We start from the raw sequence: 22,877 nt of genomic DNA, 5'->3' as shown, positions 1-22,877 counted from the left end.
GCTTTACTGGCTTACTTCACGCCAAACGGCGAATATCGCTTGCGATTTCAACTAAACCTGTCTAAAATCGCAGCTTCGCAATTTGCGACTTAACTTTTTAAGTTATGACTCCTTGCTTCTAACATTGTTGTTAGGGGCTGTTTAAACCGTAAGGAGCTGACAATGCGTCATTACGAAATCGTACTTTTAGTACACCCAGATCAAAGCGATCAAGTTGTAGGTATGGTAGAACGCTATATCTCTCAGATCAAAGAAGCTGAAGGTCAAATTCACCGTTTAGAAGATTGGGGCCGCCGTCAATTGGCTTACCCGATTAACAAAATTCATAAAGCGCACTACATTCTTATGAATGTTGAATGTGGTCAAACGACTCTTGATGAATTAGAAGAATTGTTCCGTTATAACGACGCAATTATTCGTAACATCATTATTCGTCGTGAACACGCAATTACTGAAGAATCTTTACTTGCGAAAAGTGCTGAAGAAAAACGTGCGCGTAAAGCTCAACGTGAAGAAGCACAACACGTCACTCAAGAAGCTGAATAAGGAGAACCTCAATGGCACGTTTTTACCGTCGTCGCAAGTTCTGCCGCTTTACAGCTGAGAAAGTTGCGTACATCGACTATAAAGATATCGACACTTTAAAACAGTACATTACTGAAAACGGCAAGATTGTTCCTAGCCGTATTACAGGTACTAAAGCTCGTTATCAACGTCAATTAGCATTAGCTATTAAACAAGCTCGCTATTTGTCTTTGATTCCGTACACTGACAACCATAAGTAAGTGAGGTGAGCTGTGGACGTTATCTTATTACAACGCATTAAAAATCTTGGTAAATTAGGCGACAAAGTATCAGTGAAAGCTGGTTATGGTCGTAACTTCTTGATTCCTCAAGGTAAAGCAGTAGCTGCTACTGAAGCAAATACTTCTGCTTTTGAAGCACGTCGTGCTGAACTTGAGAAACAAGAAGCTGACATTTTAGCTTCTGCAAATGCACGTGCTGAACAATTGAACGAAGTTAATATCGTTATCACTGCTAAAGCTGGTGATGAAGGTAAACTTTTCGGTTCTATCGGTACTCGTGATATTGCTGATGCTTTAACGAATGCTGGTCTAGTTGTAGACCGTGCAGAAGTTCGTTTACCAAACGGTGCGCTTCGTCACACTGGTGAATTCAACGTCGCAATTCAATTGCATCATGATGTTGTTGCTGAAGTTCTCGTTACTATCGTATCTGAGTAATTTCTGCAAAAAAAAGAGCATGTTTTACATGCTCTTTTTTTTGCCTAATCATCATGTAATAAAAAAGTTAATGATTAAAAATATTTTTAGCGCATTTCCAATAAATATTTCACATAATTTACTGCACTTTGTTCAATATCATTTTTGGTAGGCTGAACCTCCCCTTCCTCTGGATTAGTGTCCATTCCATAAAACACATACGTGGCTTGATAGTCAGCCTTTACATAACGTGCTGTAAGCTCAAAAGGCGAACATAATTCTTTGAGGCTGAACTGGTATCGCCCATCTCCTGAATAGTCTTTCTCTTTAATACCTGCTGACACGGCAAGCGTTATTTTTTTATCTTTTAACTGATTACCTGTAGACCCATAAGCCCAGCCATAGGTGAGCACATCATCCAACCACTGTTTTAATAATGGAGGGCAGTTAAACCAATAAATCGGGAATTGGAAGACCAAATCTTGATGCGCTTCAACCAATGCCTGCTCTTTTATTACATCAATACGACCATCGGGGTAACTTTTATAAAGCTCATGTACAGTGAACTCATCTGGATATTGTTGTAACTCTTCCATCCAACGTTTATTAATGACGGAATTATCAATATCAGGGTGAGCAATAATCACTAGCGTTTTTTTCATTCCAACAAACTCCATCAAACTCATGAATCGTTCAGTAAAAGGTATGGAATTGATTATAAATCTACGCTACAAATAATTTAAGTACGGTAATTATGGTTATATACTAGACCAAAAGTTAGTGTCAGAAGAAAATTATGGAAATTTGCGCACCCCCACATATCGACTTAGAACAAACTGATTTTGGATATACGCTTTTACTGATCAGTGGAAAATATAAAATGATTATTATGTATTGGCTTTATCAACATAAGTCCATCATGCGGTTCAACGAATTAAAGCGCTCGATTGGCAATATTTCATTCAAGACCTTAAGTCTGACCTTGAAAGAAATGGAAAGAGATCAGCTTATTATTCGTAATGAATATCCTCAAATCCCGCCCAAAGTTGAATACAGTCTGTCAGAACGTGGACTCTCCTTGATTCCACTTTTAGACATGATGTGCCAATGGGGAGCTTCAAATCGAATCTAGAACTTAAACTACACTTTTTCACCAATTAAACAATTTTTCTAAATTAAGTTCACTTGATGTGATTCATTTGGATTAAGATAGTCAATTGTTACTGTTTCATCTTTTTATTAGGTCTTGTTATGTCACAGGCGAATGCCAATTTTACAAAAAATCCTCCAAAGACAGAGAGTAAAATGAGTGACTCAGGTCAACTAAAGGAATTCCGTACCCCTCCCCACAATCTTGCCATTGAGCAAGCTGTACTTGCTGCATTGATGACGGTTGCTGAATCATTTGAACAAGTCAGTGACATGCTCAAAGAAAATGATTTTTACGCAACACGACATAAATATATCTATCGCGCAATTGAGAAACTTGCCCAAGAAAACTCACCTTATGATGCAGTTCTAGTTAATGATTGGTTACTTAAACAAAATCTACTCGATGCAATTGGTGGCGAAGAATATTTAATGCAATTGATGGCTGATTCGCCTTCAAGTTTTTATAATCTTGAAACTTATGCCAATAAAATCAAAGAATTTTCTACCTTACGTACAATGATCAAAGTAAGTACGGATATTCTACAAAATGCTTATGATACGAAAGGTCGTCCAGTTAGCGAAATCCTCGACCTCGCTGAAACCCAAATTTTCTCACTGGCTGAACAGCACAATAATAATAAAAAAGATTCAGGGCCTAAATCGATCAGCTCAGTCACTGCTGATGTAATTACAAAACTTGATGAACTTTCTAAATTAGAAGGGAGTATCACAGGCTTAACCACTGGCTTCCTTGAACTCGATAATAAAACCTCGGGAATGCAAGCTGGAGATTTGATTATTGTTGCAGCGCGTCCCTCTATGGGTAAAACCACATTTGCCATGAACTTAGTTGAAAGCGTTCTGCAATACAATCGATTGCCTGCACTGGTTTTTTCCATGGAAATGCCAGCAGACTCGATCGCTATGCGTTTGATTTCCGCGATGGGGAAAGTCCATCAAGGGCACTTGCGATCAGGTAATCTTGATGCAGATGAATGGACTAAAGTCACAGGTACAATTTTGCAATTACAACAAATGCAACTGTATATTGATGACTCCTCTGCCTTGCCACCAACGGAACTAAGAGCACGTGCACGACGTATCGCCAAAATGCATGATGGCAAAATTGGCTGTATCATGGTCGACTATTTACAGTTAATGAAAGTCCCAGGCATGGGAGATAACCGTGTCGGCGAGATTTCTGAAATTTCTCGAAGCCTGAAAGCATTAGCAAAAGAAATGCAATGCCCTGTGATTGCACTATCACAGCTTAACCGTAGTTTGGAGAACCGACCAAACAAACGCCCTGTTATGTCTGACTTACGTGAATCAGGCGCCATCGAGCAGGATGCTGACTTAATCATGTTTATTTATCGTGATGAAGTCTATAACAAAGAGTCTAAAGAAGCTGGAACTGCTGAGATTATTATCGGGAAACAGCGTAATGGCCCGATTGGTTCTGTCCGTTTAGCGTTTGAAGGTCAATACACGCGGTTTAGTAATCTTTCACCAGAATTCTATGCGCAATATGATAACGATGAATAATACTTGATTTAATACCTGCTTTATATACTTTTCCAAGTCGTCCCAAAGGAGAAATCAGGGTGCGCCAAGCAACAGTTTATATTGACAGTTCTGCGCTGCAATATAATTTAAACCGTGTCAAACAACTTGCTCCACATTCAAAAATTGTAAGCATGGTTAAAGCCAATGCTTATGGACATGGAATCAAAGATTGCTTAGCCGCCTTAGAGAGCACAGATGCCTTTGGTGTCGCCTGCTTAGAAGAAGCCATTGAGATCAGGCAACTTGGATATACACAACCGATTACATTAATTGAAGGAATTTTTTCAGCAGATGAAATGGTAGATGTAATTCAATATCAACTTGAATGCATCGTTCACCGTATCCAACAAGTCGAATGGCTGATTGCACATAAAAATACTTATAACGCACTTGGCTTAAAAGTTTGGATAAAATTAAATAGCGGCATGAATCGTTTAGGTTTTAAAAGCTCTGAAATTATTGATGTGATCAATCGTTTAAAGGCGGAAGGTTTCACCTGTGTATTGGCCATGCACTTCGCCAACGCAGATGCAGACCACGCTTTAAACGAACAACAAATAGCTCAGTTCTTACAAGTAAAACAGGCTTGTGAACCGATCATGGCTTCTTGTTGTAATTCCGCGGCGATTTTCAAATACCCTGAATTACATTTCGATTTTGTCCGTCCGGGAATCATGCTTTATGGTGCTACCCCCTTTGCAGATCAAGATGTTCATAAACTTGATTTAAAACCTGTCATGACCTTTAGTGCGGAAATCATTGCATTAAATCATATTCAACAAGGTGAGCATGTCGGTTATGGTTCAAGTTTCACTGCAGCAAAAAATATGAATATCGCCATCGTCTCAGTTGGGTATGGCGATGGTTACCCACGTGTTTATCAAAAGCCAAACTGCGTTGCGATACGCGATCAACTTGTACCTGTTATTGGTCGTGTCAGTATGGATATGATTGCCATTGATGTAACAGATATTGAAGCCGAAATAGGAACTCAGGTTGAGCTTTGGGGGAAAACACGTTTAGTTGATGATGTAGCAGATGCCAACGCTACCATTGGATATGAACTGCTGTGTCGTTTAACACAAAGACCATCACGACGAACATACAAGTAACTAAACAATACTTGTGCGCTTTTTTTGTTTTATCTTTAATACAGTTTTGACGATTTAACTGAAAAAATGTTGAAACTCATCTACGACAATCCACTTTATAAAATGCCGATACAGCAATTTGTTCTTTTTCTGGCACGAATTTCACTCGGCATTTTCTTCTTCACAACAGGTTTCAATAAACTTTTTGTTGAGAAAAATAAATTAATTATGCTAGAAACCATTATTGATGCTGGCATACCATTTCCTGAGCTGATGAGCAGCTTTGTTTCAGCCACGGAAATGCTAGCTGGCTTCTTGCTGATTATTGGATTATTTACACAAATCAGTAGTATTTTATTATTTATCATTTGTCTTACTGCACTCTACACGGTTGGAATTCACACGATTCCGCCCAATCTAGATTCCATCAGCTGGCTCAGTTGGTTCTTTTATGTTCACGACCTTCTGTATATGCTGATCTTGGCGATTCTGATCACATCTAAGCCTCAATCTATAGCATTAGATCATTTTATAAGCAAAAAACTTACATCTTAATATAAAAATCCTTTATAAAAAAGATGCTTGATGAGGTGATTAGGCATTTTTAAAACTTTTATACGCCATAATCTTTTGTTGGTTCAGGCAACTCTTGTAGACCACGGCGCAAGGTTTCTGACCACTGTTTACTGATCTGAGTAAAATAAGGGTCTTCCTCATTGATACGCTTGGCAGCAGGGCTTTTAAAACTATCTCTATGATAAACCAACGCATCTAAAGGCAAACCCACCGAAACGTTCGAACGTAACGTCGAATCAAAAGAAATTAATGTGCAACGTAAGCCTTCACTTAAAGGCATTGTATAGTGTAGTGCACGATCTAAAATGGGTTTACCATATTTACTCTCACCAATTTGGAAATATGGTGTATCCGTTGTCGCACAAATAAAATTACCCTCTGGATAGACATTATAGAGTTGCATGTCCTCACCTAAGATTTGACCACTCACCAAAATGCTGCATGAATAATTCATTTGTTCATGTGTATCGGTCGTAATGTCTTCTAAAACACGCCGTAAAGTTTTTCCAACCAATTCAGCAACCTCGAACATGGTATTTACCGTATAGAGATTTGGCTCTTGATGTAAAGTTAAAGCGTTTTGAAGATAACCAATTACAGCTTGAGTTGTTGCCAAGTTGCCAGCTGTTTGCAGTGCGATAAAACGCTCTCCGTCCACGCCAAAGGTATGCAATTTACGAAATACAGAAATATGATCAACCCCAGCATTGGTTCGAGTATCACTAATCAGCACCAAACCTTGCTCTAATCTTAATGCACAACAATAGGTCATCTTTCTCTCTTTAATCAACAAGCCAATACCTGAACAGTAGACATCATACTTTCAATGCCCCCTTGTTCACGCACACCACGAATTGGTGCAACATCTAGATAATCACGTCCAACTGCAACGTAGATATGATTCTGAGGTGTAAATATTTGATTACTTACATCGAAACAATACCATTGATTATCTAAAAAAACCTCTGCCCATGCATGACTGGCAAGGTGTGGTTGATTTCGATCGTATAAATATCCCGAAACATAACGTGCAGGCAATTGTAGTACACGACACATCGCAATCAATACATGGGCATGGTCTTGGCAGACACCTTGACCCGCATAAAATGCATCAATCGCAGAGGTTGTGACAGATGTACTTGCTGGTTGATAAGCGATTTGTTGTAGAATTTTCTCTGATAAAAGGATCAAATGTTGACGATCTTTAATTTTAACCACTGAATGAGCAAAGTCCGACATGGCTAAATCACAACAAGTTATTGCGGTACGCTGCTGAAAAAGCATTGGGGAAATATCACTTTCAAAACAACCAAGTTCAGTATCCAATAAATCAACAATCCCCTGTGCCATAATTGTTAAATAACGATAATCATGACGTTGAGTCGCTGTAATCCATAAATTATTAAAAGCATCCCGCTTGCATGTGTATTGTCCTGGCACACTCACATGCCAAGTCTCAACAATTTGATGCTGAGAACTTTGGGGCATCATTTTTATAGACTGCACACTGTTTCGTGCAGTCTCGGTATAACGATAATGAGTTTGGTGATTCACCATTAGCTTCATGAGCTTACCTCAAATTGATTTTCCAGCGTATAAGTAAATGCATAAAACTGATTTAAATAAGGCTGATCTTTCAATATCTCCCAACTCGGCTTTAAATCGTCCCAACCTAAATGAAACAACCGTTCAATGATGGGTTCGACCGTATTAAGTACATGATTAATATTATGTTGAAAGCGGAAGTAGGTATCAATTCGTTCTACGTTCTGTCCAATATGTAGGAATAAGCAAATTTCCTCTTGCTCTGTTTCTAAAATTGCACAACATTGCTTCACTATATCACCAATTGCTAAGGCATCAGATGGTGCATTTTTAATGAGATGATTGAGTTCCGCATAAGCCTGAGCCGATAATAGCCCTCTTAACTCCTGAATATTATCTCGCGCAATCTCAAGCTGACTCAACAATGAATAAGGCTGCTTTCGATCCAACATAAACTGATTTAAACTTTCAGCATCATCAATCTGCAAATAAAGCGCTTGAGCAAATGCCGCTGCTTGCTGATCATTAGCTAATGGCAACTGACGCACAACATGATCAACTCTAAATAAATAACGACCCAACCAATAAATATGTTGGGCATTTGAGCGAAGTAAAACCATACATGTCCTCCCTTATATATTTTAAAATCATCTAGAACACATCCCGATAAAATACAGTTCTGTGTTTTAGACTAAAGCACTGCTAGGAAGACCTTTAAGAAGGTAATGTTTCAACCACCCATGTATCTTTGATTCCTCCACCTTGAGAAGAATTAACAACCAACGAACCTGCTTGCATAGCGACACGGGTTAAACCACCAGGAACGATTTCAGTGCGATAAGGTGAGCTTAGTACAAAGGGACGTAAATCAATATGTCGTTCTGCCACACCATCAGATGTCAGTGTAGGTGCAACGGATAGTGCCAAGGTTGTTTGCGCAATATATAAATGTGGCGCTTCAATAATTTTTTCTCTGAATGCCTCAATTTGTTGCTCATTTGCCTGAGGACCAATTAACATGCCATAGCCGCCTGAACCTTGCGCCTCTTTTACCACCAATTTCTCTAGATTGCTTAACACATAATCAAGCTGCTCAGCATCACGGCATTGATAAGTCGGAACATTATTTAAAATTGGCGTTTCACCTAAATAGAATTGAATCATCTGATCCACATAAGGATAGATAGACTTGTCATCTGCCACACCTGTTCCCGGTGCATTGGCAATCACGACATTATGTTGTAAATATGCCGCCATAAGACCAGCAACACCTAAACAACTATCGGGTCTAAAAATCAATGGATCTAAAAACTCATCATCCACCCGACGATAAATCACATCAACTTGTTGGCGGCCACGAATCGTTTTGACATAAACTTTATCGTCCTCTACAAATAAATCTCGACTGGTGACCAATGGAACATCCATTTCACGCGCTAAAAAAGCATGTTCATAATAGGCACAATTAAACCGACCCGGCGTTAAAACAACGATTAAGGGATGATCAACATATGCATTTTCTTCTAAAATTTCTCGTAATACGCTTGGAAAGTGCTCGATCCCTTGTAAATTATTACTTAGGCACAAATCTGGCATCAGCTTTTGACTGATCTTACGACTTTCGATCATATAAGACACACCAGAAGGTGTTCTTAAATTGTCCTCAAGAACAAAAAAATCACCTCGACCATCTCGAACAATATCAATACCACTGATTTGTGAATAAATCTTACCTTTTAAAGCATGCTTTAACATATGCGGTTGGAAAGCCTCATGTGTCATCACTTGCTGTGCAGGGATCAAACCCTCTTTTAAAATATTTTGTCCGTGATAAATATCATCTAGAAAGTAGTTCAATGCTTTGACTCGTTGCGTACATCCTGCTGCGATCTTTTCCCACTGTTTTTTTTCAATGACACGCGGGATCAAATCATAAGGAATGGTTCGCTCTACCCCCTCTTGATCGGCATAAACATTAAAGGTAATACCTTGATATAAAAAATGTTGTTTTGCCTCAGCACCGAGTGCTTTTAAATCATCAAGACTGTGGAGACTTAACCATTGCTCAATTTTTTTTGATGCTTCACCATTAAAACTTTCATCGTCCAACATTTCATTAAAAAATTGTGACTTTAGTTGCTCAAATAGATTTTTTTTGACGTTGAGCTGTTGAGTAAATGTAGATGAATGTACCGAGACTGTCGCTACTTGATCTGGAGCGTAATAGTCTGTGCTGATATCTAGGTTGTGTTCTTGTTCTGACATATAAACCTCGCTTCATCGTTTATTTATTCATAAATCAAATAAGCAATTTCAGTGCCATTCATATAAAAAGCTTCTTTTTTGATCAGATTTAAAATATTTAAACAAGTTTGGGTACATTTCAGTCGTAAATACGTAATCTAAATATGATGGGCTTGCTAAATAGATATAGTTTTTTTATTGTGTCTGCTTTAGATCATTAAATTACGTATCCAGCTTATGTCATCAATACAAGAAAAAGAAACCTCAAACAGCCTTTATCGCCAATGGCAAATTTTATCTCGTCTCTCCACAGGAAAATGGATGGGAACTCGTGAATTACAAGAAATCTTAGAGCGCGAAGGAATTGAAATCAGCCTCCGAACGATTCAACGTGATTTAAATCAAATCGCACAACGCTTCCCGATTGAAAGCAATAAAACCGTACCCCAAGGATGGCGCTGGCGTTCAGATGCCCCTATCCAAAGCTTGCCACATATGACCAGCTCACAAGCCGTGACTTTTATGATGGTAGAAGAACATTTACGTCACTTACTTCCACCAAGTTTGCTTGAGGAGATGACGCCTTGGTTTGATCTGGCAAAACGTAGTCTCTCCACTCAAAACAACGTTAGACAATGGATCAACCGCGTTCGTATTGTCCCTGCCAATCAACCATTAATTCCACCTATGGTGGATAAGCACGCGCAACAAGCAATTTACGAAGGGCTACTACAAGACAAGCAAATTGAGTGCATGTACCGAGCAAGAATCAACCAAGGTGAAGATAAGAGCTATATCCTTAATCCTTTAGCTTTGGTCCAAAAAGGTGCTGTGATTTATTTGATCTGTACCCGGAATGACAAAACCGATGTACAAACTTTTGCATTGCACCGTTTTAAAGCAGCTACAGTATTAGATAGCCGTGCATTACATCCTGTAAATTTCGATATTGATAGCTATATTGATTCCGGAGCACTGGGTTTCCGAGTTGATTATAGTAAAGCGACAGAGCTGGTTGAACTAAAACTTACCATGACTGAAAGTACCGCTCAAAGTTTCTATGAAAGTCAGCTCAGCAAAGATCAGGTCATTCAGCCTTTAGAGGAAAATATCGTTGTGGTTTGTGCAACTGTCCCTTTTACCTCGCAACTGGTGTGGTGGTTAAGAAGTTTTGGTAAAAAGTTATTAAATATTGAACCAGCGGTTGTTTATAATGCGGTGAAAGAGGAATAATCCAGCTAAAAAAAGAGAACCACTTGGTTCTCTCAAACTTTTTAGAATTTTTTATTTAGAAATAAGCTTATTTTTATTCTATTAAAATAATCAAACCAATTCCCCGATTCGATCAAAATTGGTTTGAGCCTTTTCCATCACTGAGATATAAATTAACATCGGCATGCTAATTCATATCCATTGTAGCGAATCGTTTTCATCGTCATCATTAATACCCTCTTTGTTTTGAATGTAAAAATAATATAACGAGGATTTTTCTACTTGTGAAATAACAAAGATAGGATTCAAAAGCTGATTTTTTGCTATTAAATTTTTTACATAAATCCTTTTTTCTCCCGTTGGGAGAAATACAAGGTGGCTAAACCATGATAAAAGATATCTATTATTGCTGATTTTATAAATAGATGTTAAATACACAAAAACTATTCTTACAATAATGTTTCAAAACCATGCAAATGAGTAAAACGTCCCACATGAACTTGATATTGATCGATTTTAGCTACAAGTCTTTGAAAATGCTCTGACTGAATATGCTGATCTAAAGCAGCTCGATCAACCCATTCTTCAATAAAAACAAAGTGCCCTTTCTGCTTTATATCATGATAAAGATCATAAGCTAAACACCCAGCTTCAGCTTTTGTTTTCTCAACAAGCTCTTGATAAAGTGGTAAAACAATTTTAATTTTATCTGGCTGAATAAAATCTTCGGCAATTAATTTTAATGTCATACAACCTCCCCCTTATTCAAAAGTTTTCCATAAAAAAAGCTCTCAAAATAAATTTGAGAGCTTTTTTATCATCGACTCAGCTTATGCTGAAAATGGATGACGTAAAACGATTGTTTCTGCGCGGTCAGGACCCGTTGAAACGATATCAATTGGGCAACCAATTAACGTTTCAATACGACGTACATAAGCCAATGCATTTGCAGGCAGTTGATCAATTTGAGTCAAGCCAACGGTAGACTCACTCCAACCTGGCATGGTTTCATAGATCGGCTTTAAGCTTTCAAACGAAATCGCATCTGATGAACCAGCACAGCCAGAATCTACATCTTCATAACCAACACAGATTTTGATTTCTTCCAAACCATCTAAAACATCTAACTTCGTTAAGCAGATACCTGATAAAGAGTTTACTTCAACTGAACGACGCAAAATCTCAGCATCAAACCAACCACAACGACGCTGACGACCAGTAGACGCGCCAAACTCGTGACCTACTGTTCCTAGATGACGGCCAATCGCATCACCTTGATCTGTCACTGCATCATAGTGCAACTCAGTTGGGAATGGACCAGCACCAACACGAGTTGTATAAGCTTTGGTAATACCCAGCACATAATCCAAATGCAATGGTCCCATACCTGAACCAGAGCTCACACCACCAGCAGTTGTATTTGAACTGGTTACGTATGGATAAGTACCATGATCGATGTCAAGTAATGAACCTTGCGCACCCTCGAACATGATCGCCTTACCCTCTTTGCGGTAATCATGTAACACTTTCGTCACGTCGATGACCAATGGAGCAAGTACTTCACGCCATTCATTACAAAGTGCAAGTACATCTTCAAACTTCACTTCGTCAACGCCATAGAATTGAGAAAGTTGGAAGTTATGAAGCTCTAGCATTTCCTGAAGTTTTTCTTCAAGTAACGCACCACCACGAATCAAGTCTGCTACACGCACAGCACGGCGAGCAACTTTATCTTCATAAGCTGGACCAATACCGCGACCTGTTGTACCAATTTTGGCATTTCCACGTTTTTTCTCACGTGCTTGGTCAAGCGCAATATGGTTTGGCAAAATTAATGGACAGTTTGGAGAAATACGGAGACGATCTTTAACAGGTACGCCTTCTGCTTCCAAAATTGCCATTTCTTTGATTAATGCTTCAGGAGATAGAACCACACCATTCCCAATTAAGCATAATACGTTTTCACGTAAGATACCTGATGGAATGAGGTGTAATACAGTCTTCTTACCACCGACCACAAGCGTATGACCCGCGTTGTGTCCACCTTGATAGCGTACGACCGCAGCCGCTTGATCTGTGAGCAGGTCGACGATTTTACCTTTGCCTTCGTCGCCCCATTGGGTACCAAGTACCACAACATTTTTGCCCATAATAGCCTCATTACATCATGCTGTTAAAATTGGAAACCAAGCTGTGAGCTTAGCAATTAAATTTTTTCAATCATCCACTGCCCATTGTGAGACACCATTTGATGGGTCGCATAAGGCACCGAGCTTAAATCATCATTACCTAACAATTGCACCACACGTAGACCTTGGCTTCGCGCATCCGCAATTGCTTTTAATAAATCACGGTCATGACCTTTAGGGGCAACTACAGTTTCTATTTCCACAAACTGGGTAGCGCCTAAAGCATATAGGTCACAACTAAATCCTGTTGCTGGACGTGCACGTCCAAAATGTTCACCAATTCCATCATAGCGTCCACCTTGTGCAAGTGGCGCAGCACGATTAGGTGCATAAATGGCATACATCAAACCAGTGTGATAGTGATAACTACGTAATTCGATCACATCTATCCCAATATTCAGGTTAGACCATTGTGATTGAATTTGAGCAAATGTTGTTTTTAATGCATCAAATGCATTTTTAAAATCAACATCATTCAAAATATCTGGGCTTAAATGCGTTTGTAATGCATCAAGATCACTTGCATAACGACCTAATGCATAAAAATCAGCGCCCATTGCTAAGTCTTGAGTAAATTCCTCTAACTCAGGCAATGCTTTACGTTGATACAAATCCGACAGTTGGTTTTCGGTATTTTTATTTAATCCAGCTCGTTTGACCAAGCTGCGGAATAAACCAACATGTCCCAAATCTAAATGAACCCCTTCTAAGGTATGCGCATGTTCGATTAAACCTAACATCACATCAATCATTTCAACATCAGCTTCGATGCTGTCATGACCATACAACTCCGCACCTAACTGTAAAGGTGTACGCGTTGCATTAAAGTTCTGTGCTTTTGTATGTAGCACTGTGCCTGCATAGCAATAACGTGCAACACCTTCAACGGGAAGAACATGTGCATCAATACGCGCAACTTGCGGTGTCATATCCGCACGAATTCCAAGCAAACGACCAGATAGTTGATCAATCACTTTGAAAGTAACTAAATCTAAATCTTGATTGGATTCGGAAAGTGAGGACAACGATTCGATGTGTTCAATAAATGGCGTATAGACCAATTGATAACCTCGAACTGCGAGGAAATCTAAAGCTTCTCGGCGCAGAGTTTCAACCACTTGCGCTTGTTCGGGTAATACATCTGCTACCCCGTCAGGGAGCAACCATGTCTCTGAAATGGTCATGTTCAAACCTAAAATCTGTTCACCGTGGAAGCATCCACACAAAAAGCAGCCACATAAAAAAATCGGGTGAATGCCCGATTCAGCGTAGTGTAGCATGAAGATTTATGCGATGCACCTGAGAATTTGAATAAAAACTGCTTATTCCACTCTCTAAAAAACAAACAGATTCTATATAATTAACCAATATTTTCAATAGATTATTGCTATTTATTTGGCTTAAAAATCCAAGTTCGCTGCCCAAAGAACTGCCCAATACCTGAACTATCACCTTGTTTCCAATTCACCTTATTTAATTTTTGAATTGCTTTAATCGCTTGTGTATTGAACGCAAAACAACCTTTTTCTAACATAGCTACGCGATGACTCTGACTCAATAAAAGTTCTTCACGAAACGCACTTTCGAAATCAAAATTAGAGTTTTTAAGTTCCTCTAACTGTTTACGCTCATAACCCAAACTAAGCTCAACGTCCCATAGCAATGGTGAAGCTAAGACTGCATGGATTGTTTGATCATTGGTATTTCCGACAGCGCCGAAAGCGCCCCAACTATCGTATTTATTTACCATAAAGATCCAATCCAAATTATGCCAATTCCCCCAAAACAAGTCATAATCAGCTTTATTCGCATGAAAATTTAAACGCTCATACGTATCGAGAATATTTTCTCTTTGCTGTTTGAATGATTGATTATCAACAACAAAGTTTAAAGTGATATAGGGTTGATTCCATTGTCTTTCTTTTAACCGATAACAAGAACTACCATCAGGGAAAGTGGCTTCCTTATAATTTTGATAAAATTTGACCAACTCTTGATCAAAGCGGTCATTTAGTCCATTACTCAAATCAATAGTTTCACGATAACCAGGTAACACGCGATCAAAAATATTTTCGCCACTCAAATTCAATAGTTCAAATTTTAAATTTTGCTCTAGTTCTGGTAAACGCTCATACGTCCATATTGTTGGTGAAACTCTCTTGATCACATTACTTTGTGGTGTATTAATTTCAAAAATCTTATTTTCAGTCAGAATCTGGAAATCTAAGGGTTCATTACGCGACTTTGAAAAATTAATTTCATTATTTTTTATCGAATACTTTGTGATTTCAAAAGATTCAGAAATATAGCCATCAGAGAAAAGTGGCTTTTGATAATAAACTTGATATAAGGCCTCATCGTCCTTTACATTTGCTTGAGCTTTACTTTTGTCGTTAGAACCTTCGCCACATGCTGTTAAAACAAACCCCGAACTAAGTATAAAAAATATACCTATTTTTCTCGAATTAAAATTCATCTATAACCTTTTAATATTAGACTTATTAAATTAATAAAAGAATAACAGTATTAAATATGGCAAACAACTTTGATATATCAAAAATCATTTTTTTAGTAGTCCAAATACTTTTTATGAATAAAAAACACATTAACCTCCATATTATTTAGCTCAACTTAATATTAAGAATAAACTTTAATAAAAGAATTTTCTTTATAGCCATTTAGTTATATTATGCATATGCCTAAATTTCAGGCGATTCATTATAAAAAGATATTTAATCAATGAGGGTTTTATGAAAATAAAAATCATAATCAGTCTGTTATGTATGTCGATACTCACAGGCTGTGGTAATGATGACGATTCTAAATCAGATACGCCACTTACACCTGCTGAAAAAATTGCAAAAATGGAAAATAGCGGTGAGTTACCAAAACTCGATCGTACCGATACTGTTGCTGGTATTGATGCCGATCAGAATGGTATCCGTGATGACATTGATGCATATATCCAAAAAACCTATCCAACAGAGGAACAACGCAAAGCCGTTAGTCAGTATGCAAGAAGTTTACAAGCGTCTTTGTTGGTTGATTTAGAAAATAAAATTACAGTTAAGGCAGCAACAAATACCACTTCAAGAGCAATTAGTTGCATTTTTAAAAAAGTGCCTAGTGGAAATTCACCTAATGGTGGAAGTGTTGTTGAAGAAATTCTTGGTGTTACAACTAATACGAAACAACGCTTATTGCAATATATTGCCTTAGATAAAGCTTTAGATGGCACAGTCATTTCTTCACCAAGTGGAGATGTTTGTGATGAATCCTTATTTACGATGCCCGACCAACGCCTCTAACACTTTCACCAACTCAACATTTTGCTTTTCCAGTGCAGCAACACTGGCGATCATTTTATCGAATACTTCTTGCTGAGTATGCATTTTCTTGGCTAAGTCCTGCATAATTTCTAAACTCTTTTTAAGATGCAGCTCTAAATGCAAAACCTTTTCTTCTACATGTAAAATTTGAGCATCACAATTTGGCTCTGGTTTATTTTTAAACTGAAACCAGAATAAAAAAATAACCGCTAATAATAAAAGCGCAATAAATCCCCACATCAATATGAATGTCATTTAAATCCCCAAGTTAATTTATAAAATTTAAACTAAATCATTCACACAAATGATTCACATAAATCAAGTAAACGATTTGCATAGCCCCATTCATTATCATACCACGCAAAAACTTTCGCTTGATGACCGACAACTATTGTCTGAGTCAAATCAACAATTAAGGAGTATGGTGAATGGTTAAAGTCACTTGATACAAGGTCTTCATCCGTGACTTGCATAATCTGTGCATAATCAAATTGTGCTGCTTTTTTTAATACTTCATTGACTTTGTGCACAGTAATCGGCGCATGTGAAACAAAGGTTAAATCAATTGCTGCCACATTAATCGTCGGTACACGGATCGAATAGCCATCGATTCGATTTTCCATTTTTGGCATGACTCGTTTGAGTGCGCCCAATGCACTAGAAGTTGTTGGGATAATATTTTGTCCCGCTGCACGCGCGCGGCGCAAATCCCGATGTGCATGATCAAGCACTGATTGATCTGCTGTCACCGCATGGATTTCAGTCATTAATGCAGTTTCAATACCAAATGCATCATCGATAATTTTGACCAATGGCACGAGCGCTTGAGTAGTACAAGACACACTAGAAATAATTTGGTCAGTGGCTTTGACTTCGGCATGATTGACGCCATAGACAATTGCAGCGTCCACAGAATCAAATGGAGCAGCCCCGATAATGACTCGTTTTGCCCCTGCCTCTATGTGACGCGTCGCATCCGCTCTGGAACGGAACAAACCCGTACACTCAAGCACCACATCTATTTCTAGATTTGTCCACGGCAGTAATTCTGGCTGTGCCTGCTTAAAGACTTGTAATTTTAGCTGACGTTGGTTGGATTGAATATTTAGAAAAATCTGTTCATTTTCAATCTGAATTTCGACTTGACCCGCAAACCTTCCATGTGTGGTGTCATATTTAAATAAATGAACTAAGGTTTGTACATCTGCAATATCATTAATTGCAACGATTTCAAATTGAAATTGTTTAGGGTTTTCAAACCATGCACGTAATACATTCCGACCAATTCTGCCAAATCCATTAATCGCGATACGTTGCATGTAGAACCCTTATTCATAAAAACATCATCTTTGTGTATCAATATCTGTGAATACTTTATGTATAAAGTGTCATCAGACTTGTCTATGGTAAAACATGAACAGCGTTGTTGAATATAGATTTTTAGCTTAATCACAGTTTTATATGATATTGCTTGTAAAATCGTTGGTTGCACAGGTAATTTCCGTTATAATTTAGCACTTTCAAAATTATGGACGCTTGGTTGTGAGTACTCGTTTTATGACATCCGCTGAAATCCGTGAAGCATTTTTGCGTTACTTTGAATCGCAAGGGCATACACGTGTCGCTTCGAGTTCACTTGTTCCCGCCAACGACCCAACTTTGCTATTTACCAATGCTGGGATGAATCAGTTTAAAGACTGTTTCCTCGGTTTAGAAAAGCGCGATTATATCCGTGCAGTTTCGTCACAAAAATGTGTACGCGCTGGCGGCAAGCATAACGACCTTGATAATGTCGGTTATACAGCACGTCACCATACCTTCTTTGAAATGTTAGGTAACTTCTCTTTTGGTGATTATTTCAAACGCGATGCATTGAAGTTTGCTTGGGATTTCTTAACCAGTGAACAATGGTTAGCGTTGCCTAAAGATCGTTTATATGTCACGGTTTATCATACTGATGATGAAGCCTTTGATATTTGGAATAAAGAAATTGGCTTAGCACCTGAACGTATTATCCGTATTGGTGATAAGGGCGCAAAATTTTCTTCTGATAACTTCTGGGCAATGGGTGATACGGGTCCTTGCGGTCCTTGTTCTGAAATTTTCTTTGATCATGGCGATCATATCTGGGGTGGTTTACCAGGTTCACCTGAAGAAGACGGTGATCGCTTTATTGAGATTTGGAATAACGTTTTCATGCAGTTCAATCGTACTGCAGATGGCGTAATGCACCCTCTTCCAGCTCCATCGGTTGATACTGGTATGGGCTTGGAACGTATTTCGGCTGTACTTCAACATGTCAATTCAAACTACGAAATTGATCTGTTCCAACACTTATTAAAAGCGGCAGCGGAAATCATTGGTTTAGATACAACGGCACTTGAGGCTGAAGCGAAAGAACAAAATAAACCTGTTGAATATCCAGCTTCTTTAAAAGTAATTGCTGATCATGCCCGTTCATGCTCATTTTTGATTGCTGATGGTGTAAATCCTTCAAACGAAGGTCGCGGTTATGTTTTACGCCGCATTATTCGCCGTGCAGTACGTCATGGTAATAAATTAGGTGCTACAGGTTCATTCTTCTACAAGATGTTGCAACCTCTGATTGAAGTGATGGGCGATGCGTATCCTGAACTTGCAGCAGAGCAAACACGCATCGAGGCACAGCTTCTTAAAGAAGAAGAACAATTTGCAAAAACACTTGAACAAGGTTTGAAGCTATTAGAGGCTGAACTTGTTCAACTTAAAGGTAATGTGATTGCGGGTGAAACGGTATTTAAACTTTATGATACTTATGGTTTCCCGACTGACTTGACCGCTGATATTGCGCGGGAGCGTGACCTGACGATTGATGAAGCAGGTTTTGAAGTAGAGATGGCAGCACAACGCCAACGTGCGCGTGATGCTGGCAAATTCGCAGTTGACTATAACAGCATTGTTAAAGTTGAAGGTGAAACACAATTTGATGGCTATGATGCAACACAAGGTCAAGGTCAAATTGTTGCAATCTATAAAGATGGCGTTCAAGTTGATGAAATCAATGAGGGCGATGAAGCACTGATCGTTTTAAACCAAACCCCTTTCTATGCGGAAAGTGGCGGTCAAATCGGTGATACGGGTATTTTCAAAAACGATACGGGCATCTTCGAAGTTCAAGATACCAAGAAATCTGGTGGTGCATTTGTACATCAAGGTATCGTGACTGTGGGTAGCCTCAAAGCAACGCAGAATGTTGAAGCAACAGTTAAAGCAGATATTCGTGATGCGACTGCGCGTAACCACTCTGCAACGCACTTGTTACATGCTGCTTTACGTCAGATATTAGGTTCACACGTACAGCAAAAAGGTTCTCTGGTTGCCAGCGACATTTTACGTTTTGACTTTGCCAATGATCAGCCTGTTTCATTTGAACAATTGCAACAGATTGAGCGTTTAGTCAACGCTGAAGTAATTGCCAATACCCCCGTCAACACTGAACTTCTGGATATTGAATCTGCTAAATCAAAAGGCGCAATGATGCTTTTCGGTGAAAAGTATGGTGACGAAGTTCGTGTGCTTTCAATGGGTTCTGTGATTGATGAAAAGAATTTCTCAATCGAACTTTGCGGTGGTATCCACGTGAAACGTACAGGTGATATTGGTTTATTCAAAATCACGTCTGAAGGTGGTGTTGCAGCGGGTATTCGTCGTATTGAAGCTGTGACTGGTACTCAAGCACTTGACGTTATTCAGAAAGCAGATGCTGATATTCAAACGATCAATAGCTTGTTAAAAGCACAAAAAGATCAAACTGTAGAAAAAGTTGAAGCCATTGCTGAAACGGCTTCAGCTTTACAAAAGCAAATCGAGCAATTAAATCAAAAATTAGCAAGCTTTCAAGCCGCTGATTTGCTTGATCAAGTGAAAGAAATTGCAGGTCGTCAAACACTGATTACAACGGTAAAAGGTTTGGATGCAAAATCATTACGCAATTTGCATGACAGCGTAAAATCAAAATTGGAAGATGCAGTCATTATTTTAGCTGGCGTTGATGGTGATAAAGTGAGTTTAATCGCCTCTGTCGCTAAACAACATGCTGCACATCTAAAAGCAGGTGACATCATCAAACACTTGGCTCAAGAGCTAGGTGGCAAAGGTGGTGGTAAACCTGACTTAGCACAAGGTGGCGCGCCACTAAACGAGAAGTTTGATCAAGTGATTGCAGCACTGCCTGCTTGGCTTGAGCAATAAGAACTTCACTTTTGTGTAACTGACCCTGATGCCATTCAGGGTCATGGCTTATATGGAATAACTATGGCTTTAATCGTTCAAAAATATGGCGGTACTTCGATGGGTACTCCTGAGCGCATTTTAAATGTTGCTCGTCGTGTCAAGCGTTGGCATGATCACGGTCACAAAGTGGTTGTGGTTGTGTCTGCAATGAGTGGTGAAACTAACCGCTTACTTGCGCTTGCAAAGGCCATTACCAGCACCCCTGACCCACGTGAACTAGATCAAATGGTGTCAACGGGTGAACAAGTAACGATTTCCATGTTAGCTATGGCACTGAATTCAATTGGTGTAGACGCTAAATCATATACTGGTCGTCAAGTTGGTATTAAAACTGACAGCGCATTTACCAAAGCACGTATCGAATCAATTGACACAGATATCATGACCGAAGATTTAGACGCTGGTCGTGTATTGGTTGTTGCGGGCTTTCAGGGCTTCGATACCAAAGGCAATACCACAACTTTAGGTCGCGGTGGTTCAGATACCTCTGGTGTCGCGCTTGCTGCTGCATTAAAAGCAGATGAATGTCAGATTTACACGGATGTCGATGGTGTTTATACCACTGACCCGCGTGTTGCACCTAAAGCTAAGAAAATTGATCGTATTTCTTTTGAAGAAATGCTGGAAATGGCATCCTTAGGCTCAAAAGTTTTACAAATTCGCTCTGTTGAATTCGCAGGTAAATATCAAGTTCCATTACGTGTATTATCTAGTTTTGACAATGATGATGATGGTATTTTTGATGAAGAATTCAAACAAAATGTAGGCACACTAATTACCACTGAGGCAGAAGACGATATGGAACAACCAATCATCGCAGGTATTGCATTTAACCGTGACGAAGCAAAATTAACGATTTTGGGTGTTCCTGACGAACCAGGTATTGCGTCTAAAATCTTGTCGCCGATCAGTAATGCCAATATCGAAGTGGATATGATCATCCAAAATGTAGAAGAAGATGGAACAACTGATTTTACGTTTACCGTGAACCGTAATGATCTAGCGAAAGCAAAAGCGATTTTAGATCAAACAGCAAGTAGCATTGAAGGATGTGAAGTTGTAACACGTGATGATATTGTTAAAGTATCTATCGTTGGTGTCGGCATGCGCTCTCACGCTGGTGTTGCGAGCAAAATGTTCACAGCATTGGCTGAAGAAAGCATTAATATTCTCATGATTTCTACATCAGAAATAAAAGTTTCTGTGATCATCGAAGAAAACTACCTTGAGTTAGCAGTTCGTTGTTTACATACAGCTTTTGGTTTAGACCGCGAACACGGCGAAAGTAGTGTACGTGCTTAATTAATAGCTCGTTAAACATATTTACTTTCATGTAAATAGTAAAAAAAACAGAGCCACTATAGTTTTTTTTATAGTGGCTCTGTTATATTAGCCTTGAGGTTTTTAAGAAAGTTCTCACAAAACTTACGAAATAAATTTTTTTACATATTTTTGTTAGAATTTTCTGTATATTAGGCTGTGCTTTCAAATAATGAATTCCCTGTCGCAAGTTTTAAGCGTTTAGCAAGGAGATAAACATGCTGATTCTGACCCGTCGTGTCGGAGAAACATTAATGATTGGGGATCAAGTCAGTGTTACTGTGCTTGGCGTAAAAGGCAATCAGGTGCGTATTGGTGTAAATGCTCCAAAAGAAGTTTCTGTGCATCGTGAGGAAATTTACCAACGTATCCAACATGAACGTGCCATGCATGAGCATTTACAACATCTTGATCAAGACTATCAACATCCTTCTTATGAAGAAGAAAATGCTACCGATTTCACTCAACATAATAATTTTAATCGTTGATATGAAAAACTCTTCTCATAAAATTAAAGCGACTCATCTGAGTCGCTTTAATTTTTTAAACAACATGTTTTAATTCATGCTAGACCTAAGGCTTTCTTGACAGGCCCATAACTGCGACGATGCTCATCGATCACACCGTGAACAGCAATTGCTTCAAAATGCGCTTTGGTTGGATAGCCTTTATGCTTGGCAAAACCATAATCAGGGTATTGCTGATCTAAGAGATGCATTTGGCGATCACGGGTGACTTTCGCCAAAATACTCGCTGCGCTGATTTCAGCATGACTCGCATCTCCACCCACGATGGCTTCACATGGAATCGTGATTCCTTTCGGAATTTGATTGCCATCTACAATAACTTTTATAGGTTGCGTCACTAATGTTTCAACTGCTCGACGCATCGCCAAAAAAGTGGCTTGTAAAATATTAAACTCATCAATTTCAAGATGGTTTGCTTCAGCGATCGACCATGCAATCGCCTTTTCCTGAATCTCTAAAAAAAGCTGTTCACGCTTTTTTTCAGTCAACTTTTTGGAGTCATTTAAACCCTCAATCGGGTTATTCGGATCTAAAATCACAGCAGCAGCAACGACAGAACCCACCAAAGGTCCGCGCCCTGCTTCATCGACACCAGCAACAAACATATTCAAACTCTCAAAAAGGCTGATGA

General features: G+C 38.9%; 24 protein-coding genes. 12 read left to right on the top strand and 12 right to left on the bottom strand.

Translation table 11 applies throughout. The features are described from left to right. The first annotated feature begins 162 nt into the window (after positions 1-162). The 3 genes from rpsF to rplI are packed head-to-tail and all read left to right on the top strand — an operon-like array spanning position 163 to position 1,244. Positions 163-546, top strand: a complete 384-nt coding sequence (gene rpsF, locus EAH57_RS08460; RefSeq protein ID WP_004670631.1) for a 30S ribosomal protein S6 — start codon at positions 163-165, stop codon at positions 544-546. Between the two features lie 11 nt (positions 547-557). Next, entirely contained in the window at positions 558-785 is a 228-nt protein-coding gene (gene rpsR, locus EAH57_RS08455) for a 30S ribosomal protein S18 (protein ID WP_004648825.1), read from the top strand. A gap of 12 nt (positions 786-797) precedes the next feature. Further along, positions 798-1,244 carry a 50S ribosomal protein L9 gene (gene rplI / locus EAH57_RS08450; protein WP_004670630.1) on the top strand — a complete coding sequence of 149 codons (447 nt, stop codon included), beginning with the start codon at positions 798-800 and terminating at the stop codon, positions 1,242-1,244. A gap of 86 nt (positions 1,245-1,330) precedes the next feature. On the opposite strand, the gene EAH57_RS08445 is transcribed toward rplI, so the two are convergent. After that, on the bottom strand, positions 1,331-1,885 hold the full coding sequence (locus EAH57_RS08445; RefSeq protein WP_121929668.1) for an NAD(P)H-dependent oxidoreductase: 555 nt from the start codon (positions 1,883-1,885) through the stop codon (positions 1,331-1,333). A gap of 134 nt (positions 1,886-2,019) precedes the next feature. On the opposite strand from EAH57_RS08445, the gene EAH57_RS08440 reads away from it, so the two are divergent. The 4 genes from EAH57_RS08440 (at position 2,020) to EAH57_RS08425 (ending at position 5,587) form a co-directional block, all read left to right on the top strand. Beyond that, complete coding sequence (locus tag EAH57_RS08440; RefSeq protein WP_121929667.1) at positions 2,020-2,355, top strand: winged helix-turn-helix transcriptional regulator; 336 nt, start codon at positions 2,020-2,022, stop codon at positions 2,353-2,355. 119 nt (positions 2,356-2,474) lie between these two features. Beyond that, positions 2,475-3,920 carry a replicative DNA helicase gene (gene dnaB, locus EAH57_RS08435; RefSeq protein WP_121929666.1) on the top strand — a complete coding sequence of 482 codons (1,446 nt, stop codon included), beginning with the start codon at positions 2,475-2,477 and terminating at the stop codon, positions 3,918-3,920. Positions 3,921-3,979: 59 nt separating this feature from the next. After that, positions 3,980-5,053 carry an alanine racemase gene (alr, locus tag EAH57_RS08430; protein ID WP_121929665.1) on the top strand — a complete coding sequence of 358 codons (1,074 nt, stop codon included), beginning with the start codon at positions 3,980-3,982 and terminating at the stop codon, positions 5,051-5,053. 66 nt (positions 5,054-5,119) lie between these two features. After that, positions 5,120-5,587: a DoxX family protein gene (locus tag EAH57_RS08425; protein WP_121929664.1), complete on the top strand. Its 468-nt coding sequence runs from the start codon at positions 5,120-5,122 to the stop codon at positions 5,585-5,587. A 58-nt stretch (positions 5,588-5,645) separates the two neighbouring features. Here EAH57_RS08425 and EAH57_RS08420 read toward each other — a convergent pair whose 3' ends face one another. The 4 genes from EAH57_RS08420 to EAH57_RS08405 all read right to left on the bottom strand — a co-directional run bounded on the left by EAH57_RS08420 (position 5,646) and on the right by EAH57_RS08405 (position 9,418). Then, complete coding sequence (locus EAH57_RS08420; protein WP_121929663.1) at positions 5,646-6,380, bottom strand: proteasome-type protease; 735 nt, start codon at positions 6,378-6,380, stop codon at positions 5,646-5,648. Between the two features lie 14 nt (positions 6,381-6,394). Then, positions 6,395-7,174, bottom strand: a complete 780-nt coding sequence (locus tag EAH57_RS08415) for a transglutaminase family protein (protein WP_121929662.1) — start codon at positions 7,172-7,174, stop codon at positions 6,395-6,397. Continuing rightward, entirely contained in the window at positions 7,171-7,773 is a 603-nt protein-coding gene (locus EAH57_RS08410) for an alpha-E domain-containing protein (RefSeq protein WP_121929661.1), read from the bottom strand. Before EAH57_RS08410 ends, EAH57_RS08415 begins: the two co-directional genes overlap by 4 nt. A 94-nt stretch (positions 7,774-7,867) precedes the next feature. Next, a complete protein-coding gene (locus EAH57_RS08405; protein ID WP_121929660.1) occupies positions 7,868-9,418 on the bottom strand; it encodes a circularly permuted type 2 ATP-grasp protein in 1,551 nt (516 codons plus the stop codon). Between the two features lie 216 nt (positions 9,419-9,634). Here EAH57_RS08405 and EAH57_RS16030 point away from each other — a divergent pair, with 216 nt between their 5' ends. Continuing rightward, positions 9,635-10,630 carry a helix-turn-helix transcriptional regulator gene (locus EAH57_RS16030; protein ID WP_121929659.1) on the top strand — a complete coding sequence of 332 codons (996 nt, stop codon included), beginning with the start codon at positions 9,635-9,637 and terminating at the stop codon, positions 10,628-10,630. A 428-nt stretch (positions 10,631-11,058) separates the two neighbouring features. Here the strand turns inward: EAH57_RS16030 and EAH57_RS08395 are convergent, their stop codons facing one another. From EAH57_RS08395 to EAH57_RS08380, 4 genes are all read right to left on the bottom strand, one after another. Beyond that, entirely contained in the window at positions 11,059-11,358 is a 300-nt protein-coding gene (locus EAH57_RS08395; protein ID WP_121929658.1) for a putative quinol monooxygenase, read from the bottom strand. An 81-nt stretch (positions 11,359-11,439) separates the two neighbouring features. Next, the gene (locus tag EAH57_RS08390; protein ID WP_004670618.1) at positions 11,440-12,759 is read right to left on the bottom strand and encodes an adenylosuccinate synthase; all 1,320 of its coding nucleotides are present in this window, start codon (positions 12,757-12,759) and stop codon (positions 11,440-11,442) included. Between the two features lie 56 nt (positions 12,760-12,815). Then, positions 12,816-13,982, bottom strand: a complete 1,167-nt coding sequence (locus EAH57_RS08385) for an ATP phosphoribosyltransferase regulatory subunit (RefSeq protein WP_121929657.1) — start codon at positions 13,980-13,982, stop codon at positions 12,816-12,818. A gap of 203 nt (positions 13,983-14,185) precedes the next feature. Further along, positions 14,186-15,274, bottom strand: coding sequence for a hypothetical protein (locus EAH57_RS08380; RefSeq protein ID WP_121929656.1), 1,089 nt, complete (start codon positions 15,272-15,274; stop codon positions 14,186-14,188). A 274-nt stretch (positions 15,275-15,548) separates the two neighbouring features. Here EAH57_RS08380 and EAH57_RS08375 point away from each other — a divergent pair, with 274 nt between their 5' ends. Continuing rightward, positions 15,549-16,106 carry a hypothetical protein gene (locus EAH57_RS08375; RefSeq protein ID WP_121929655.1) on the top strand — a complete coding sequence of 186 codons (558 nt, stop codon included), beginning with the start codon at positions 15,549-15,551 and terminating at the stop codon, positions 16,104-16,106. Here EAH57_RS08375 and EAH57_RS08370 read toward each other — a convergent pair. After that, positions 16,077-16,382, bottom strand: coding sequence for a hypothetical protein (locus EAH57_RS08370; RefSeq protein ID WP_121929654.1), 306 nt, complete (start codon positions 16,380-16,382; stop codon positions 16,077-16,079). The genes EAH57_RS08375 and EAH57_RS08370 overlap by 30 nt on opposite strands. A gap of 41 nt (positions 16,383-16,423) precedes the next feature. Continuing rightward, positions 16,424-17,446 (bottom strand): type I glyceraldehyde-3-phosphate dehydrogenase, encoded by a 1,023-nt coding sequence (locus EAH57_RS08365; RefSeq protein ID WP_004670611.1) that lies wholly within the window; start codon positions 17,444-17,446, stop codon positions 16,424-16,426. A 223-nt stretch (positions 17,447-17,669) separates the two neighbouring features. Between EAH57_RS08365 and alaS the strand changes: the two genes are divergently transcribed. From alaS to csrA, 3 genes are all read left to right on the top strand, one after another. Further along, the gene (gene alaS, locus EAH57_RS08360) at positions 17,670-20,357 is read left to right on the top strand and encodes an alanine--tRNA ligase (protein WP_171407413.1); all 2,688 of its coding nucleotides are present in this window, start codon (positions 17,670-17,672) and stop codon (positions 20,355-20,357) included. Between the two features lie 63 nt (positions 20,358-20,420). Further along, positions 20,421-21,701, top strand: a complete 1,281-nt coding sequence (locus EAH57_RS08355; protein ID WP_121929652.1) for an aspartate kinase — start codon at positions 20,421-20,423, stop codon at positions 21,699-21,701. 236 nt (positions 21,702-21,937) lie between these two features. Then, the gene (gene csrA / locus EAH57_RS08350) at positions 21,938-22,207 is read left to right on the top strand and encodes a carbon storage regulator CsrA (RefSeq protein ID WP_005197554.1); all 270 of its coding nucleotides are present in this window, start codon (positions 21,938-21,940) and stop codon (positions 22,205-22,207) included. Between the two features lie 74 nt (positions 22,208-22,281). On the opposite strand, the gene rnhB is transcribed toward csrA, so the two are convergent. After that, on the bottom strand, positions 22,282-22,851 hold the full coding sequence (gene rnhB / locus EAH57_RS08345; protein ID WP_121929651.1) for a ribonuclease HII: 570 nt from the start codon (positions 22,849-22,851) through the stop codon (positions 22,282-22,284). Between the last annotated feature and the right edge of the window lie 26 nt (positions 22,852-22,877).

Source organism: Acinetobacter sp. 2JN-4, assembly GCF_003687745.1.
GTDB classification, from domain to species: Bacteria; Pseudomonadota; Gammaproteobacteria; order Pseudomonadales; family Moraxellaceae; genus Acinetobacter; species Acinetobacter halotolerans.
Note: the sequence above shows the minus strand (reverse complement) of the source record. Positions and strands in the feature narration are given on the sequence as shown.